This window comes from Streptomyces sp. NPDC014727, from assembly GCF_043083485.1.
GTDB lineage: Bacteria > Actinomycetota > Actinomycetes > Streptomycetales > Streptomycetaceae > Streptomyces.
This window is the reverse complement of record NZ_JBIBYR010000008.1, coordinates 11,945-27,645: the sequence shown is the minus strand read 5'-3', so window position 1 is coordinate 27,645 and position 15,701 is coordinate 11,945. Positions and strand designations below refer to the sequence as shown.

Genomic DNA, 15,701 nt, shown 5'->3' with positions numbered 1-15,701 from the left:
GGGGCCGGGAGCAGGTATGCAGCCTTCGTGCTCGGCCCCAAAGCGCTTGTCAGTGCCTGTGGTTGTACGTTCGACCGCGCCCGTCGCACTCAAGCAGTGCGGCGGGCGCATGCGCCGAAGTGGCCTGCGGTGCGGGCCTCTCGCGGCGCGCGGTGCCGACGTGACGGCACGCCATGCCCGTGGGCGGCACGCGGTCGACGGCGCGGCCTCTCGCCACGCCCGTCGGGCCGCGTCCGGCTCGCCGGTGGGCCGCCGCCCGGACTCCGAAGGGCATTGCAACCATCCGGTGCCCTTCGCGACCTGGCGCACGGGATACGGCTGTCAGAAGCCGGCGTTCCGCACCGGACACGAACCGATGGACGCCGGTCCTTCTCCGGGATTCAGCCCGGCATCCTCCAGCGATTGCCCTTCGCCGCCGCCACCAGTTCAGGCACGGTGCCGATTTTGACCCGGGGACGCCCCTCACCGCGGCCACGTGCCAACTCGGCCCGGTTGATTGCCGCCAGACCTCGGGCGTCGACGACATGGCGACTACGGCTCCGGGCGAGGCGGAGCAACCCCTTGGCCGAACCGGTCGGCGAGGGCAGCGCGCCGGCGACGGCGTCGGTCAGGAGGGTGCCGACCGTCTCGGCTGCGCAGACGCGATTGGCACCGATACCGCCCGAGGGCCCGCGCTTGATCCAGCCGACGACGTACGTCCCCGGCATCCCCGTCACCCGACCGTTCTCGTGCGGGACCGTGCCGGTTGCTTCGTCGAAGGGCAGTCCGGCCACCGGCACACCGCGGTAGCCCACTGCCCGCAGGAGGACGCCGGCCGGTATGTCCAGCTCACCCGAACCTCCCGTCACGCGCGTAGCCCGGACGCCGGTGTCGCCCAGCACCGCCACGGGAGCGGAGTGGAAGCGGAAGACGATGCGCCGCCCGGATCCCGGCGCGCGCGACCAGTCCACCGACTCGCGTACCGCGCCGCCCAGCGAAGCGGCCTTCCCGTCGGGCCGCGCGCCGTCGATCGCCGCGCCGATCCGCGGATCGTGGTCGTCCACGACCAGCTGCACACCGGGCAGGTGTGTGAGGGCAAGCAACTCGGAGGCACTGTAGGCCGCGTGCTCGGGGCCGCGCCGCCCGAGCAGGACCACCTCACGCACCTTCGAGGTGCGCAGGGCTGCGAGGGCGTGGTCGGCGATGTCCGTATCGGCCAGTTCCGAAGGATCCGTGACGAGGATGCGGGCGACGTCGAGGGCGACGTTGCCGTTGCCGGCCACGACCACGCGCTCGGTGGACAGATCGATGGCGTCCGGTGCGACCTCGGGATGGGCGTTGTACCAGGACACGAACGCGGTCGCCGAGTGGCTTCCCGTCAGCTCCTCGCCAGGGGCGCCGAGTCGGCGATGCGTGGACGCGCCCACGGCATAGATGACCGCGTCGTGATGCGCGGCGAGCTCGTCCGCGGTGATGTCCTCGCCGATCTCGACGCCCAGATGCATCCGTACTCGGGGATGGGTGTGGAAGCGTGCGAAGGTGTCGCCCACCTTCTTGGTCGCGGGATGATCGGGCGCCACGCCGTACCGCACGAGACCACCGGCCACCGGCAACCGGTCGATCAGCGTCACTTCGGCGTTCGTGTGCAACAGCAGGTCTTCGGCGGCGTACATGCCGGCCGGGCCGGTGCCCACGACCGCGACCCGGAGAGGCGCGAAGTCGGACGGCAAGCTGCGCTCGAACGTGGGAGCGCCCCAGATGTGGAAGTTCGGTCCCGTGCTGCCCGGTTCAGGCTCCTCCTCGGCGAAATAGGCCGCGTTGATCGCGGCGTAGTTCTTCTGCGCCTCGGGCAGGCCGTCCACAGGGAAGATCGCGTCGACCGGACAGGCGTCGGCGCAGGCACCGCAGTCGATACAGGACTTCGGGTCGACGTACAGCATCTCCGTGCTGCCGAAGGCCCGCTCCTGCGGTGTCGGGTGGATGCAGTTGACGGGGCACACGGCGACACACGTGGCGTCGCTGCAGCAGGTCTGTGTGATGGCGTAGGTCATGTCGTCGGCTCGGGTCGCTCGGCTCGGATCAGATCAGGTTCGCGCGCTTGTAGAAGTACAGTGCCGGCCTGGTGAGGAGCCGGGCCGAGGCCAGGAACTCCATGAGGCCCGAACAGCTGGACCGCATCAGGGACTTGTGGTGCTCGTTCGTCCTGGCCTCTGCCACGGCACGCTTCGTGTCCAGCCCGGCGTTCGCGTAGACGCTCCGGTTCACCATGCTCGTGACGATGTAGTAGGAAGCGACCGCGATCACAAAGGCGTTGAGCTGCCGGCGCAGCGCACCGGCGTGCCGGAGATGCTTACGGGTCTCGTCGCGGGCGAACTTCATGTGCCGTGACTCCTCCACGACATGAATGTTGTTGATGGTGCGGACGAACGGTGCGACCCGCTCGTCCCGCATCCAGTCACGCTGCATGACGTCGAGCACTTCTTCGGCGACCAGAATCGCCGCGTAAGCAGCCTCGCCGAACGCGAGTGTCTTGAATGCCCGTCCGAGTTCGACCACCAGCCGGTGCGGTCGGTAGGCCGGGGCTCCCAGCTTCGCCGCGCCACGAGCGAACATGACGGAGTGCCGGCATTCGTCGGCTATTTCCGTGAGGGCCCACTGGAACCGCGGGTCCGTGGCGTCCGTGGTGTAGATGTCGCGCAGCACCATCTGTTGCAGGATCATCTCGAACCAGATGCCGGTGCTGGCCACCGAAGCGGCCTCCTGCCGTGTCAGCTCCTTGCGCTGCGCATCGGTCAGTTCCTGCCAGTAGGCCGTGCCGTAGAGCGTGCTCCACTCGGGGCTCGCACCGTGGAAGTCCTTGTCCAGAGGGGTGTCCCAGTCCACGTCCGTGACCGGGTCGTAGGACAACTTCGCCGACGAGTCGAGCAGGCGACGGGCGACGTCGTGCTCGTGGAGCCGGTCCTGGTTCTCCGGCCGAACGGTGCTGCCTGCCATGCTGCGGCTCCTTGAATCGACGGAACGACTCGACGCCGATCGGCCGTGGCCTCATCTCGTGCCCGCGCGATGAGTCCGTCGGCAGCTGGACGCCACCCCCACTTGTTAGACGCGACGTCTAGCAAGCTGTTGGACGGAACGTATAACAAGACTGCCGCGCGGGCCTACCCCCGCGGAGAAATCCACGCGGTTCGCCGCCGGTCGACACCATGTCCCAGCAATCGCGCAGCAGCACTCGCCCGCCCTGCCGGACCTGGGTGCGTGCCCGGATGGAGCCAAGGGCGTGCGCCCGTTTTGATGGGAGCGGCGGTGCGGCGAGTCACTCCGCGTGAGGTCGAGTGAGGGGCTCGGACGGGGCCCTGAGCGGCCGGTTCACGGGTCGACGGAACGGCGGCCCCGGACGTCGTCCGCCTGGTCACCTTGCCGTTGACCAGGTGTGACTTCCCCGGCCGACGAGGGAACACGGCCCCCGCCGACGCCTGCTCCGCAATGAACCGCGCTCCACGGCACAAGGAGACGGCGCTCGCACGGACGCGGTGCGAGGCCGCCGACGAGCGGCATCGCACGGCAGTACACCGCGTGCAGCGGGCCTCCTTGGAGTGGGCGCTCACGGCATTCCGCCGTAGCATGATCCATGGAAACGGCTCCTCTCAGAGGGAGATCGGATTCACCGCGAGCGGCGGCCTCCTGCGAGCAGGGGGCCGCAGCTTTGTCCGGCGGACGTCCGCGGACATCGGCCCGCACGTAGGGGAGGACCGGGGTCTTCAGCACTCGGCCGCCCCGGCGTTCGGGTCATGCCGAACAGTGGCGCGGGCGTCCCTGCCTGGCCGGGCTACTCGGACGTACCCGCGCGGTGGTCCTTCCCGGCCCGCGATTCCGCTGGTGGCCTGCGTGCGGCGTACGTGCCCGCGCCCGCCGCCAGCAGCATCACACATCCCGTGAAGAGCAGGCCGGCCTGGCGCAGGCCGAGCCATGTGGCCAGGGCGCCCACACCGACGACAGGCACCGAGATCCCGGCATAGGCGACGACGAAGAACGCCGAAATCGTGCCGCCGCGGTGCTGCGCCGGGGCGGCGTCGCTGATCAAGGTGAGCGCCGCGCGGAAGGCGTGCCCCTGACCGGCGCCGCCGCACAGGGCGCCCAGGACGAGCAGGGGCAAGGATTCGGCGATCAGTGACGACGCCACCAGCAGCAGGCCCACGACGAGGACGCCGCACCCCACGGGGAGTGCGAGACGCGCGCCGATGCGTTGCGTCAAGGACTGACCGACGGTCGAAGCGAGGAATACGGAGAACACCACGGCGCCCGAGACGGCCAGATTGTGCACCCCCAGTGTCTGCGAGACAAAGCTCGGCGCGACCGCGGTGAACAGCCCGAGGAGTGCGAAGCCGGCGAACGCCGCCAGCGACGCGGGTGTGAACACGCCCTTGACCTCGTGAGGAACCGTGACTCCCTGTGGTTTCAGGGGCGGCCACCTCTTCGGTGCCACCACGGTTTCCGGCAGGAACCAGGTGATCCCCATGGCGGCCGTTGCCAGTCCGAGGTGGACCCAGAACGGCAATGCCAGCGGCCACGGGGTGTACTGCGCGAGCACGCCGGAGAGCAGTGGCCCACAGCCCAGACCACCCATGTTCGCGGCGGTGGCTGCGAACCCGGCCCGCGCCTTCTGCCCGGGACCGGCCAGTTCGATGACGGCCGCTGTCGCCGCGCCGCTCAGCAGGCCGGCCGCGCAGCCGGACAGCAGGCGTCCCGCGAAGAGCAGAGGCAGCCCGCTCTGCAGGAGGAAGCATCCCGCACTGCCGGCCGACAGGACCATGGCGCACAGAAGGACGGGTCTGCGACCTGCCTCGTCGGAGTAGTTTCCCGCCACCAGGAGCACGCCGATGACCGCGATGGCGTACACGGCGAAGACGACGGTCACGACCAGCTCGGAGAACCCGATCCGGTGCTGGTAGAGCCCGTACAGCGGCGTCGGCAGAGTGGTCCCGGCCATCCCGATGGCGAACACCGCTGCCGCTGCCGGATAGCCCGGTCGCAGCCCGACGCCCGCGCTCACTGCCCCTCGCGAAGGATCACGCACGCCACCCTACGAGCACATGCTCACAGAACCGGCGCCCGGCTCGAAGGGGCGGGCTCGTACGAATGTGGCCGGTCGACTTGAGGTCTGGTCTTCGGGAACCGTCAGTCCCAGAGCTTGTATGTCACGACCTGCTGCGTCTGTGCCGGCTTGGCACCGGTGTAGACGAGCTGCAGTCGGGTGAATTGCTGTACCTCGGGATGCCTCGGCCAGCTCTTCGGACGGTCGAGCCTCACGGTGACAGGATAGGAGTGGAATTTGCCCGCTGCGCAATAAGGTTGACAGTCATTGACCGCGTCGAGTCCGCTCCCCACAGCGGACGTCCGACCCCATTTGCTCCAATGCAGCGCGATCAGGCCGTTGTTGCCGTCCCCGCAGGCGATCAGGAATTCGCCCGGGCGTACCTGTGGATTCGAGAAACAGTCGACGGCCACTGCACGAGCGTGCGAGGGCGACGCGGAGGCGGCGGTAGGTACAGCCGCAGCCGCGAGGGCCACGGCGGCACACAGCATGACCGCTCTCCTGAATTTGTCTCGTTGCATGTCGGCTCCCCAGCTGCCCTTTTTTCGAGCCCATGCGGCCCATCCGTTCACACCGCGACCGCTCCGCACGCGGAGGCCCGCGCGGCAAGGGAAGTCGCCGGTGGCCGTGCACTTCTTCCAGCGGCGGTTCCAGAATCGACAGTACGACCGCACTCAGGTATGCACCACCCGTACAGGTGAGAGCTGTGCAGGCGGGGGCCAGGAGGTTCGCTCCGGCCCGTGGAGCGCCCGGCCGTTGGCATGCTCGGCCGGGCGAGAAGCCCATCCGCCACTTTTCCGCAATCCGGAAAATGGGCGTGCTCGGCAGATTCTGCGATCCCTCCGCCTCGCGACCGCGAGCACCGGACGCCGCGCGGCCCGGCCTGATCCACGCGAGGTGTCCTTGGACCTCATTTCATTCGGATGAGTCTGCCGGGGCGGACGAGTGCTTCTGCCCTGTGCTCCGAAGGCGCCGCCGACCGGGCTGCGGATGCCGCTGGCGGTGGGGGTTCGGTCAGGCGCTGTCGCGGTGGTTCATGAACCAGTGGGTGTCGAAACAGCGGGCCGTCGTGAATGGGTGGTGCGGGTCGATGAGGATGCGGCAGACGAACTCCGCGGCCCGGCAGCCGAAGGGGACGTCCTTGCCGTCGAAGGACCGGACCACGACGGGCCAACGGTACGGGTCGTGGCCGTCGGCCCTCCAGCGGTACAGGTCCTCGTGCTCGGTACCCGCCCAGATGAGCAGGCCATCCTCCCCGTTCCCCGGGCCGAGCCGGGCCAGCAGGTCGGTGACGGTCGCTCGCGTGAGATCCATGGCGGACAGTGAACTGCACCGCACTGCCAATGGACGTGCTCACAGACATGTCCGATCGGGAGGTGTTGAACTGCTTCATTCAGCGAGCCTGCAGTGACATATGAGGGTCGCCGCGATGGCGGTGAACGCGAGGAAGTGTTTCAGCTGTGCGCTCGTAGCGGCGGCGGAGACGCCGACGACCAGGGGCAGTCCGGCCCCGTCCGACGGGACGTGGATCCCGGAACCGGCTCACCCCGGGCCATCGCCCCGCTCGTACAGCGCGTCCCTCAACTTCACCGGGTACATCAACAACGTCTATTCTCACCGGGTTACGCCGCTGACCAGGCGGGAAGAGCGGGGAGTCACACCACCATGAGCGGTACGAACGGGGATGGCCGTGACGAGCGGGACGACAGCGTCGACCGGGGTGTCAAGCCGCTCGCGGTGAGCGATCCCGCGCGGAGGGTCGGTGAGCGGTACACACGGCGCCGGTGCTCGACGCGGGTCCGGGCGACGAACCGCCGTGGGTCGCCACGGGGGTACGTTCCAGGGCTCTCGCTTGAGCAAGTCGTCCGGCTGTACGGGCCGTTGCCGACGGCTTCCCTGCACTTCCTCGCCGACGGCTTGCTGAAGGCACGTCGGTCGAGTCCTTGTTGACCAGTACGGGGATGGCCATCGGCTCACCGGGGTTCATGTCGCCGGAGCAGGTGCGTGGGCAGCGCGTGGGGGTCAAGAGCGACGTGTTCACCCTCGGGTGCGTGCTGACGTATGCGGCGACGGGGCAGCTGCCGTTCGGGCAGGGGGTGAGCAATCAGCATGCGGTGATGTTCCAGATCGTGGAGGGCGAGCCCGATCTGACGCGTGTCGAGGACGCCGCGCTGCGGGCGCTCATCGCCCGGTGCCTGACGAAAGGCATCGACCAACGACCTGACGTCGACGAGCTGTTGGTCCGCTGCCTCGATGGTGTGGTCGTCGTTCGCGTTCCTCGTCGACGTGGTCCCGTGCCACCTGGCAGTGCCAGGGAGGAGGTCTCCTGCGGCGCGATGCCCACGAGACCGGGAAGCCTGTTCACGCTCCCTGGCGGTCCACCGAGCCCAGCCACTGCGTCAGGGCCTTGCGCACCTCATCCGGGCTGGGGCCCTCGGCCGCCCACGCGGCATAGCCGTCGGGCCGGACCAGGAGGGTCCGGCGCAGGCTGGTCGCCGGGGGGACTGTCACCACTCGCCCCGCCCACGGCGTCGCAACCGCAGCGACATCGCGGCCCACCAGCACGAACTTGCCCTCCCGCAATGCCTCATGGAGCCGGGCAGGTTTCTCTGCCAGACGAAGGTCCGGTACGCGGCGTCCGACGAGCGGATGAGAGCCGCCGGGTGCCCGGTAGGCGATCCCGATGCCGGAAATGCCGCGTGATGCGCGCGCCTCCACCACGACCAACTGGTGCACGGCGGCGGCCAGTGCGGCCCTGAACGCGCGGATCACGGGTGATCCGGCGGTGACTGCCGTGAGGAGCGCGTGACTGACGCGCAGGACCATGCGCCCCACCGGGTGACGCTCCGCGTGGTAGCTGTCCAGCAGTGCGTCACCGGCCCAGCCGTGCAGGACGGCCGCCAGTTTCCAGCCGAGGTTGGCGGCGTCCTGGATCCCTGTGTTCATGCCCATGCCGCCGGCGGGTGAGTGGACGTGTGCGGTGTCGCCCGCGAGGAACACTCGTCCCTGCCGGTAGTGGGGTACCTGCCGCTCGTCGCTGTGGAAGCGGGAAAGCCACCGTGGGTCGTGCATTCCGAGGTCGTTGCCGATCGTGCGCTTGGTGATGTCCCGGACGTCCTCCAAGGTGATCGGCGCATCGTCAGGCATCTGCTCGCGCCGGTCCCAGGCGATGATCCGGTACCAGCCGTCCCCGAACGGTGCGAAGAACGTGAAACCTTCTTCATTCGAGCTGAAATTGAAGATGTCGCAGCATCAGCAGTAGGGGAAGCCACCAGACCCATGTCCTGTCGCGGATGTATGTGGACGTTCCGACAACGCGGCGAGGGGCCGTAGCTGTCGTCGCGTGCCCGCCAGGGATTACGGGACACTCCTTACGTCAGCCACCACCACGGCACCGTCGCCGTCGCGGTGCGCCTGTCCGGGGCCGGGAGTACGGACGGGCCGCGAACAGCACGCATTCGGCCCCGTCGACGCGCTGCCGACGGGGCCGATGGGCGGTCTACGAGTGATCAGCCCAGACGCAGCGCCTCGCGGATCGTCGTGAACAGGTCGGTCTGGTCGGTGACGCCCAGGACCCGGTACGCCAGCGGCCCCTGAGCCGCGATCCGGACCTCGGTGCCGGTGTGCTCCTGCGACTGACCGGGCGTATTGGTCGAGTAGTTGACCTTCAGCTGCTGGCCCTCGTCGGTGACCAGCGTGGAGGACAGACCGGGCGGCTGGGCCTCCAGGGGCACGATCTGGCTGGTGTGGCCGTGGTCGGCCGTGGTGACGACCAGGGTGTCGGGGTGCTTGGCGGCGTAGGCGCGTGCCACCTCGACCGCGCGGTCGAACGCCGCGGTCTCGCCGATCTGGCCGCACGGGTCGGCCGCGTGGTCCTGCTTGTCGATCGAGGCGCCCTCGACCTGGAGGAAGAAGCCGTTCTTGGTGTGCTTCTGCTTCTGCTTCGCCTCCAGGAGCTGGATGGCCTTGGTCGTCTGGTCGGCGAGGTTCGGGGTGCCGGAAGGCCGGTTCGGATTGGAGGTGACGCAGCGCTGCGGGTCGGTCCCGCCGAGCGCGGCGGGCTTCCCCGTCCACTCGGTCGGCACGTTGCCGGGCGCGAAGAGCCCCAGCACCGGCTTGTCGCCCTTGACCGCCTTCAGGGAGGCGTTGTCCTCGACGACCTGGTACCCGAGCTTCCGCGCCTGCTCGGTGACGGTCAGGCCCTTGTACGTGCCGTCGGTCACCTTCTGGTCGAAGCGCTGCTTGCCGCCGCCGAGGAGGACGTCGACCTTGTGATTGACGCTCTGCTCCGCGATGGAGCCCGGTCCGCCCTTGGCGATCGTGTCGGTGGGGCACTTGGCCATATCGGCCGGGCCCTGGCAGGAGCGGTCGGTGGCATGGGAGGCCAGGACGGCCGGGGTGGCGTCGGTGAGCTCGGCGGTGGTCACCGAACCGGTCGCGTAGCCGCCCTTCTGCGCCAGCTCCAGAATGGTCCGCACGGCCTTGTCCGTGCCCGGCGTCTTGGAGATCCGTCCGTTGACCGTCTTCTGGCCCGTCGCCCAGCCGGTGCCGCTGGCCGCGGAGTCGGTGACGTAGTCAGGGGTGCCGTCCGCGTGCACCGCGTACGTCGTGTAGGCGCCGGTCAGCGGGAACTTGTCCATGTTCAGACGGCCACCCGCGCCCACGGTGTAGTCACGGGCCAGAGTGATCTCCGAGTCGCCCATGCCGTCGCCGATGAGCAGGATGACGTTCTTCGCCTTACCGCTTTTGACGGCACCCTTGGCGTGCTCCGCCGTGTCGTACGCGCCGGCCGTCGTGGTGACTGCCACGGCGGCGGTGGCGACGAAGACCGCACTGGCGGCTATCAGGTGGTTGCGTGTCAGGCGCGGTCCGCGCATGAAGGTCTCCTTGAACAGGTCGGTGCAGGGTGCCAACGGTGATCAGTCCATCAGCGCCATGTGAACCGCGGACGACGTCCAGGCGCCCTCCGCCCTGCCGGGACGTGGCGCGTCGGGCCGCGTGCTCCGCGGGGTCCCGGCCACCCGGACGCCACGAGGACGGGACCGTCTCCGCTTGGCGCGGCGCGGCGCGCACGTCCGCCGGTGCCGGGGCGGGCGGTGCCGAACACTCCCCTCCCGCCCCGGCACGCGGGTGTCGTCAGGGAATGACCTTCAGGGTGGTCGGCTCGCCGTTGCGGTCCAGCGTGGCGAAGAGCGCCTTGAGGTGGTCGGGGCGCAGCTTGATGCAGCCGACGGACCGGTAGTCCCGGTCACCCCGCCACAGCGAAGCTCCGTGGACGTTCATCCTGCTGTGGATGAAGAGTTCGTTGCGCAAGGCCCCCTTGCCGTTGTTGCACCGCTTGTCGGCCAGCCGGATGGCGTATCCCTTGATCTGCTGACCGTTGTGGCTCTTGGTGCGGCCCTTGATCGCGTACGCCCCGTCGGGCAGCCAGCCGCCGGTCCTCCCGTTGCTGCCGACGTGGCACTCGCGGGTGTCGGTCCCCGAGCCCGCGCGCCAGTGCCCGATCTCGCGTGTGCCCTTGTAGGCGGTGAGCTTGGAATAGGTGGGGTGCTTCGGGTTCTTGTCGAACACGAGGTACACCGCTCCCCTGGCCGGGCCCGCTCGCCCGCCGTCGTTTCATCCTGGTCCCGCGCTCGTCCCGTTTCTTTGACCTGCACATATGTCAGAGGCCGGGATGGCGGAGGTATGACGACGAAGATGTGCGAGACCCCGGAACAGGAGCAGCCCCGCGCGGAGCTGGCTCGCCGGATCGGCGCGGCATGGGCCCGGTCGGGCTGTCTGGCGCAGGAGCGGATCGAGGCCCGGCTCAAGCGCCGTTTCGACGGCCAGAAGAAGCGCGGACTGAGCGATTCCAGCTTCAACCGCTACAAGGATCCGACAGCGACGGCGCTGCCCGATCCGGCCGTCCTGATCGCCTTGGCCCAGATCTTCCACGTCGACGAAGGGGAAACGAAGGAGTGGACACGGTTACTGGATCTGGCCCAGGCGGAGGAACGCAGGCGCAGGGCTTCCAGGGGCCGCCGCACCACCACGCTGGAACCGGCGCAGGCCACCCTCGGTCACGCCGCTCCCGATCCCGCGGGATGCCCGCCCGTTCCCGTGAGCCCGGTTCCGGGCGCGCGCATGCCTTCGGGGGCGGCCGCGGCGGCGACCGGCGTCGCCGTCCCACGTCGCGGCCGCCGGTACCACGGCGCGGCCGCCGGTACCACGGCGCGGCGGCCGTCGCCGCGGTCACCGCCGCAGCACTGGTGGCGAGCTGGGCGGTCTCCGACCCGTCGAGGCCCTCCTTGCCGGGCCACGGGGCGCCGTCCGAAGGTCCGGTCGGCCCGGCCGCGGTCACGGCCACCGCGTCTTTGGGGCCGATGACCGGTGACTACCGCTGCGGGGTGGAGCGCGCTGTGGCCTGGGCGGCCTGGAGCGCCTGTACACAGGTCCTCGACAACGGCAACACCGTCCGGTTCGCGCTGCAGATCAACAATCCGGGCTCTCGTGCCTTGACGGTGCGTGCCCGTCTGTCCTCGGTCCGCAGCCAGGGGATCAGGCCCTGTCCGCGACCATGGGGCCACGGCGTCCGCTTGACCGTGCCGGCCGGGCAGGTCGCCATCACACCGCTCGCGGCCTGCGCGCAGCGCGCCGACCGTCGCCGCGCCTACCAGGCGATGGCCTGGGTGATCGCGTCGTCGGACATGAGCTGGGGCACGCGCGAGACATCCCAGAGCGTGCACATCCAGGCTGAGGCGTACCGGTGGAAAGACCAGCTTTCATGACCTTCCCCTGCCGCGACAGCCGAGGCGCGCAGGGTGTCGGACGAGCGGCCGGGGGGGGGGGGGGGGGCGCCCGGGGGGGGGCCCCCCGGCGCCCCCCCCCCCCCCCCCCCCCCCCCCCCCCCCCCCCCCCCCCCCCCCGCCCCCCCGCCCCCGCCCCCCCCCCCCCCCCCCCCCCCCCCCCCCCCCCCGGCCGCACCGGCGTCGCGACCTGGAACTCGTTCAGCGACCGGGGATCGGCTCAGAACACGAACGGTCCCGGAGACTGGGCGGACGTTGCGTTGCAGGTCGCTGTGATGCCCAGGACCACGACCTTGAGGGACTTGGCCTCCAGGCTGTCACCTGAGGCGACGGTGCCGTTGAGCGGGCCCGTGGACACGGGGCCGCCGGCGGGGATGGCCGGGTTGGCATTGCCGGTGAACGTCACCGTTCCCGCACCCTTGTTGGTGAGGGTGAGCGTCGATTTCACCGAGTTCGCCCCGATGCTGATCGGTGCGGTGATGGCGGACGTCGAGACGTTGATGGTCGCGATCGTCCCGTTCTGGGTGGCGGTGAGGGTCGCGCTGCCCGAGCCGTAGGCGCCGCAGTCGAAGGAGATGGTGGCGGTGGTGGGGCTGACCGCGTCGGCCGTGGGTGCCAGTGCGAGTGTGCCTGCGGCGAGGGCGGAACAGACGCCGAGTCGCCTTGTGCCAAGCCTCATGGTGGTTGCCCTTCGTGTGGGGGGATTGCCGACGCGCGTCATCACGGGGCCGCGTCGGAACTGCCAGTTCCCTGACGCATCGTCAGCGAACTGGCTCCCCATTGAGGCACAGCCCCCTTGAGGCAACAAGGTGCACCGTCATGATTTTTGGCATGTTACGGTCAATTTTGGTCAGCCTGCCGACAGAGACCTCGGCGCGGTGGCGGTCCCGTTCAGAGGCTGGCGGCTGTCGAGGCGGATCCGGCCGCGGCGGAGTCAACGGTCCGTCCCCGACGGCCGATCCTGGACTGCCGCAGGCGGGTGGCCAACCCGTGTCGGGGAGCCAGCACCCAGGCCAGGGCGAAGAACCCGGTCAGGACCACCACGACGGAGCCGCCGGCCGCCAGGTCGAACGCGTAGCTGACGTACAGCCCGGTCAGGCTGCCCAGGCAGCCGAAGGACGAGGCCAGCAGCATCATCGCCGACAGGCGTTCGGTCAGCAGCCGGGCCGTGGCCGCCGGGGTGATGAGGAGGGCCAGGACGAGGATGTTCCCCACCGCTTCGAGCGACATCACGATCGTGACGGTCACCACGATGTAGAGCGTCAGGTCGAGACCGAGAACCGGCAGTCCGGCGGCGCGGGCCGTTTCGCGGTCGAGGCTCACCGCGACCAGTTCCTTGCCCAGGGCCAGGACGAGCACGACGAGCACGGCACCGATGCCGGCGACCCGCCGGACGTCGGACGCGTCGACCGCGAGGACCTGGCCGAACAGGAAGGAGGACAGATCCGTCGTCCAGCTGTCGCGCGTCGAGACGAGGACGATGCCGAGTCCGAAGGCGAAGGCGAAGAAGACGCCGATGACGGTGTCCTCCTTGAGTCTCCGGCTCTGGGAGACGAGGGCGATCAGCACGGCTGTCGTCACGCCCGCCGCCGCTCCGCCGAGCAGCAGATTGCCCTCGAAGGCGTAGGCGAGTGCCACTCCGGGGAAGGCCGAGTGCGCCACTGCGTCGCCGATGAACGCCATGCCGCGCAGGACGACGTATACGCCTACCACTCCGCAGACGAGTCCGACGATCGCGGCGACGGCGAAGGCGCGCCGCATGAAAGGGAGTTGCCACGGGTCGATGAGGAAGGCCAGGAAGTCGGTCATGCGGCGGCGCCCGGTTCCGTGCGGATCGCCCGGTCGAGCCCGAACGCCCGCAGCATCTGCTCGGGATCTGCCAGCAGTTCGGGTCCGCCCTCCGCGACCACTGTGCGGTTCAGCAGCACGACCCTTGTACAGGTGCGTGCCGCGGCGGCCAGGTCGTGGGTGGTCATCAGCAGCCCTCTGCCGTTCGCGGCCAGCCGGCCGAAGAGTTCGTCGAGCAGTTCCTGGGTCGGCACGTCGACACCCGTGAACGGCTCGTCCAGAAGCAGTAGCCGCGGCTCGCCGGCCAGTGCCCGCGCCACCAGCACGCGCTGGCGTTGCCCGCCCGACAGTTCACCGATGGGGCGCCGGCGCAGATGGGCCAGGCCCGCCAGCTCCAGCGCTTCGTCGGCCGCCGCCCGATCGTGCGCCTTCGGCCGCCGGAGCCGGCCGACGGATCCGGTCCGGCCGCTGAGCACAACCCCTGCCACATCGATGGGGAAGTCCCAGGCGAATTCATGGCGTTGGGGCACATAGCCGACCGGGCCGACGGCGGTGACGCTGCCCGCGGACGACGCGGCGAGCCCGAGGACGGCGCGCAGCAGCGTGGTCTTCCCCGCCCCGTTCGGCCCGAGCAGACCGACCAGTTCACCGCCGGACACCGTCAGGGATGCGTCCTGGACGGCCTGCCTGCCACCGAGCGCGACGCAGAGGGATGCGACCCTGAGCAGGGTCTCTTCGGCGATCACGCGGCGCGCCTGCGGGTGACGTAGAGGAATCCGGTCCCCACGGCGGCGAGCGCGGCGGCCGCACCGCCGAGCAGGAGTGTGGAGCCCGCGCCCGTGGAGGCCATGGCGCCACGACTGGAGGAGCCGCCGGACGTGCCGTTCGCGGTGCCGCCCGACACGTTCCCGCCGGTGGTACCGGAGCTGCCCGTGGCGCTGCCGGTGCCGCCCGGTTCGGCGCCGCCGGTGGAGGCACCACTGGTGCTGTCGCCGCCCGTCGAGTTCCCTACCGGGATCGCGTGCGGATCGGTCGCACCGACCGCGAAGGTGAGCGTCTCGATGTCGCTCACCTTCGTACCGTTGGCCAGTTTCGCCGCCATCGTGAACGTCAGCCGGTACACGCCCTCCTTGCTGAAGGCCCACCCGCCGTGTGCGTGGGTGCTCTGCGGTACACCGAACGTGTCAGGTACGCCGTCCCCACTGTTGAAACGGATTGTCGCGCCCGACAGGCCGTCGTAGTTGTAGAGCGCGAAAATCCCCGGTCCATCGGCCCTGACCAGTGTGAACTCCACATCCCCGGTCGTCGCGCCGGCCGCCATGTTCTCCGTGGACCAGCCCGGCCACAGCAGTCCCGGCTGCTGCACCTGGTCGAGCAGCCACACGGGATCGCCCGCCTTCCCCAGGAACGAGAAGGCTTTGGCCGCGGGAATGACCTTCCTGGCTTCCGGTTTGACATGCAGGACGACCGACGAGGGCTCGCGCCACGCCGTCCTCCCCGGGTTCGTGCCGTCCTTGATGTGGATCTGCAAATCTCCGTCGACCAGGCGTGCGGCGATGTCGATGTGCCCCTGGTCGAGCACCTTCCTCGCGGTCTCCACCGGCTCGCCCGCCGCGGTCGCCCGCCGGGCCGTGAGGGCCGGACCGGCGCCCGCCGGGGAGGTGGTTGTCGGGCGCCGGCCCTCGCCCGCGTCCGCCGGAGCACCGGCGACGGGGGCGGCAGGGGAGAGGGGAACGGTGTCGGCGGGTGGCGACACCGGGGGAGCGGCGGGACCCTCAGCGACCTCGACCGCGTCCCCCACCCGTATGGTGCAGCGGGTCTCGGCGCTGACCGGTCCCGCCTCGGTCTCCGCCTGCGCGGTGAACGTCAACTGGTACGTACCGGCGGTGTCGAAGCTCCAGCGTGTCTCGCCGCGCTTTCCTGCCGGCAGGGCGTAGCCGTCGGGGAGACCGTCGGTGCTGTCGAACCGGACGACCGGCTTCTCATTCACGCCGCCCGGCTCGTAGACCCGCAGTGCGCCCGGCCCCTCGACCCCGGTCAGAGACCAGAGCACGCCG

At 69.9% G+C, this 15,701-nt stretch carries 14 protein-coding genes and 2 pseudogenes; 3 read left to right on the top strand and 13 right to left on the bottom strand.

Annotated elements, in window-relative coordinates; genetic code table 11:
- Positions 1 to 380 precede the first annotated feature (380 nt).
- The 6 genes and pseudogenes from ACF1B9_RS14890 to ACF1B9_RS14865 form a co-directional block, all read right to left on the bottom strand.
- Positions 381 to 2,030 (bottom strand): FAD-dependent oxidoreductase, encoded by a 1,650-nt coding sequence (locus tag ACF1B9_RS14890; RefSeq protein WP_391745136.1) that lies wholly within the window; start codon positions 2,028 to 2,030, stop codon positions 381 to 383.
- A gap of 28 nt (positions 2,031 to 2,058) precedes the next feature.
- Complete coding sequence (locus tag ACF1B9_RS14885; protein ID WP_391745135.1) at positions 2,059 to 2,973, bottom strand: diiron oxygenase; 915 nt, start codon at positions 2,971 to 2,973, stop codon at positions 2,059 to 2,061.
- A gap of 832 nt (positions 2,974 to 3,805) precedes the next feature.
- Positions 3,806 to 5,029 (bottom strand): MFS transporter, encoded by a 1,224-nt coding sequence (locus tag ACF1B9_RS14880; protein ID WP_391745133.1) that lies wholly within the window; start codon positions 5,027 to 5,029, stop codon positions 3,806 to 3,808.
- A gap of 125 nt (positions 5,030 to 5,154) precedes the next feature.
- Positions 5,155 to 5,484, bottom strand: a complete 330-nt coding sequence (locus ACF1B9_RS14875) for a hypothetical protein (protein ID WP_391745131.1) — start codon at positions 5,482 to 5,484, stop codon at positions 5,155 to 5,157.
- 601 nt (positions 5,485 to 6,085) lie between these two features.
- Entirely contained in the window at positions 6,086 to 6,385 is a 300-nt protein-coding gene (locus ACF1B9_RS14870; RefSeq protein ID WP_391745130.1) for a hypothetical protein, read from the bottom strand.
- Positions 6,386 to 6,460: 75 nt separating this feature from the next.
- Positions 6,461 to 6,566: pseudogene (locus ACF1B9_RS14865) on the bottom strand (IS5/IS1182 family transposase); the annotation flags it as partial.
- A 466-nt stretch (positions 6,567 to 7,032) separates the two neighbouring features.
- On the opposite strand from ACF1B9_RS14865, the pseudogene ACF1B9_RS14860 reads away from it, so the two are divergent.
- A pseudogene (locus ACF1B9_RS14860) lies at positions 7,033 to 7,251 on the top strand (serine/threonine protein kinase); the annotation flags it as partial.
- 181 nt (positions 7,252 to 7,432) lie between these two features.
- Here the strand turns inward: ACF1B9_RS14860 and ACF1B9_RS14855 are convergent.
- From ACF1B9_RS14855 to ACF1B9_RS14845, 3 genes are all read right to left on the bottom strand, one after another.
- Positions 7,433 to 8,314 carry an FAD-dependent monooxygenase gene (locus ACF1B9_RS14855; protein ID WP_391745233.1) on the bottom strand — a complete coding sequence of 294 codons (882 nt, stop codon included), beginning with the start codon at positions 8,312 to 8,314 and terminating at the stop codon, positions 7,433 to 7,435.
- Positions 8,315 to 8,580: 266 nt separating this feature from the next.
- Complete coding sequence (locus tag ACF1B9_RS14850) at positions 8,581 to 9,948, bottom strand: alkaline phosphatase (protein ID WP_391745128.1); 1,368 nt, start codon at positions 9,946 to 9,948, stop codon at positions 8,581 to 8,583.
- Positions 9,949 to 10,207: 259 nt separating this feature from the next.
- On the bottom strand, positions 10,208 to 10,642 hold the full coding sequence (locus ACF1B9_RS14845; protein ID WP_391745127.1) for a L,D-transpeptidase family protein: 435 nt from the start codon (positions 10,640 to 10,642) through the stop codon (positions 10,208 to 10,210).
- Positions 10,643 to 10,756: 114 nt separating this feature from the next.
- On the opposite strand from ACF1B9_RS14845, the gene ACF1B9_RS14840 reads away from it, so the two are divergent.
- On the top strand, positions 10,757 to 11,437 hold the full coding sequence (locus ACF1B9_RS14840; RefSeq protein ID WP_391745125.1) for a hypothetical protein: 681 nt from the start codon (positions 10,757 to 10,759) through the stop codon (positions 11,435 to 11,437).
- Positions 11,434 to 11,838, top strand: coding sequence for a hypothetical protein (locus ACF1B9_RS14835; RefSeq protein ID WP_391745123.1), 405 nt, complete (start codon positions 11,434 to 11,436; stop codon positions 11,836 to 11,838). Before ACF1B9_RS14840 ends, ACF1B9_RS14835 begins: the two co-directional genes overlap by 4 nt.
- 238 nt (positions 11,839 to 12,076) lie before the next feature.
- On the opposite strand, the gene ACF1B9_RS14830 is transcribed toward ACF1B9_RS14835, so the two are convergent.
- The 4 genes from ACF1B9_RS14830 to ACF1B9_RS14815 form a co-directional block, all read right to left on the bottom strand.
- On the bottom strand, positions 12,077 to 12,535 hold the full coding sequence (locus ACF1B9_RS14830; protein WP_391745121.1) for a hypothetical protein: 459 nt from the start codon (positions 12,533 to 12,535) through the stop codon (positions 12,077 to 12,079).
- A gap of 212 nt (positions 12,536 to 12,747) precedes the next feature.
- Entirely contained in the window at positions 12,748 to 13,665 is a 918-nt protein-coding gene (locus ACF1B9_RS14825) for an anchored repeat-type ABC transporter permease subunit (RefSeq protein ID WP_391745119.1), read from the bottom strand.
- Complete coding sequence (locus tag ACF1B9_RS14820) at positions 13,662 to 14,390, bottom strand: anchored repeat-type ABC transporter ATP-binding subunit (RefSeq protein WP_391745118.1); 729 nt, start codon at positions 14,388 to 14,390, stop codon at positions 13,662 to 13,664. The genes ACF1B9_RS14825 and ACF1B9_RS14820 overlap by 4 nt, the downstream gene beginning before the upstream one ends.
- Complete coding sequence (locus ACF1B9_RS14815; protein ID WP_391745116.1) at positions 14,387 to 15,697, bottom strand: choice-of-anchor M domain-containing protein; 1,311 nt, start codon at positions 15,695 to 15,697, stop codon at positions 14,387 to 14,389. Before ACF1B9_RS14815 ends, ACF1B9_RS14820 begins: the two co-directional genes overlap by 4 nt.
- Positions 15,698 to 15,701 lie beyond the last annotated feature (4 nt).

What these genes read in the sequence shown, in the direction of transcription:
- ACF1B9_RS14890 (WP_391745136.1), bottom strand. Translation starts at nt 2,030, where the DNA reads ATGACCTACGCCATCACACAGACCTGCTGCAGCGACGCCACGTGTGTC.
- ACF1B9_RS14885 (WP_391745135.1), bottom strand. Translation starts at nt 2,973, where the DNA reads ATGGCAGGCAGCACCGTTCGGCCGGAGAACCAGGACCGGCTCCACGAG.
- ACF1B9_RS14870 (WP_391745130.1), bottom strand. Translation starts at nt 6,385, where the DNA reads ATGGATCTCACGCGAGCGACCGTCACCGACCTGCTGGCCCGGCTCGGC.
- ACF1B9_RS14850 (WP_391745128.1), bottom strand. Translation starts at nt 9,948, where the DNA reads ATGCGCGGACCGCGCCTGACACGCAACCACCTGATAGCCGCCAGTGCG.
- ACF1B9_RS14840 (WP_391745125.1), top strand. Translation starts at nt 10,757, where the DNA reads ATGACGACGAAGATGTGCGAGACCCCGGAACAGGAGCAGCCCCGCGCG.
- ACF1B9_RS14835 (WP_391745123.1), top strand. Translation starts at nt 11,434, where the DNA reads ATGACCGGTGACTACCGCTGCGGGGTGGAGCGCGCTGTGGCCTGGGCG.
- ACF1B9_RS14830 (WP_391745121.1), bottom strand. Translation starts at nt 12,535, where the DNA reads ATGAGGCTTGGCACAAGGCGACTCGGCGTCTGTTCCGCCCTCGCCGCA.
- ACF1B9_RS14825 (WP_391745119.1), bottom strand. Translation starts at nt 13,665, where the DNA reads ATGACCGACTTCCTGGCCTTCCTCATCGACCCGTGGCAACTCCCTTTC.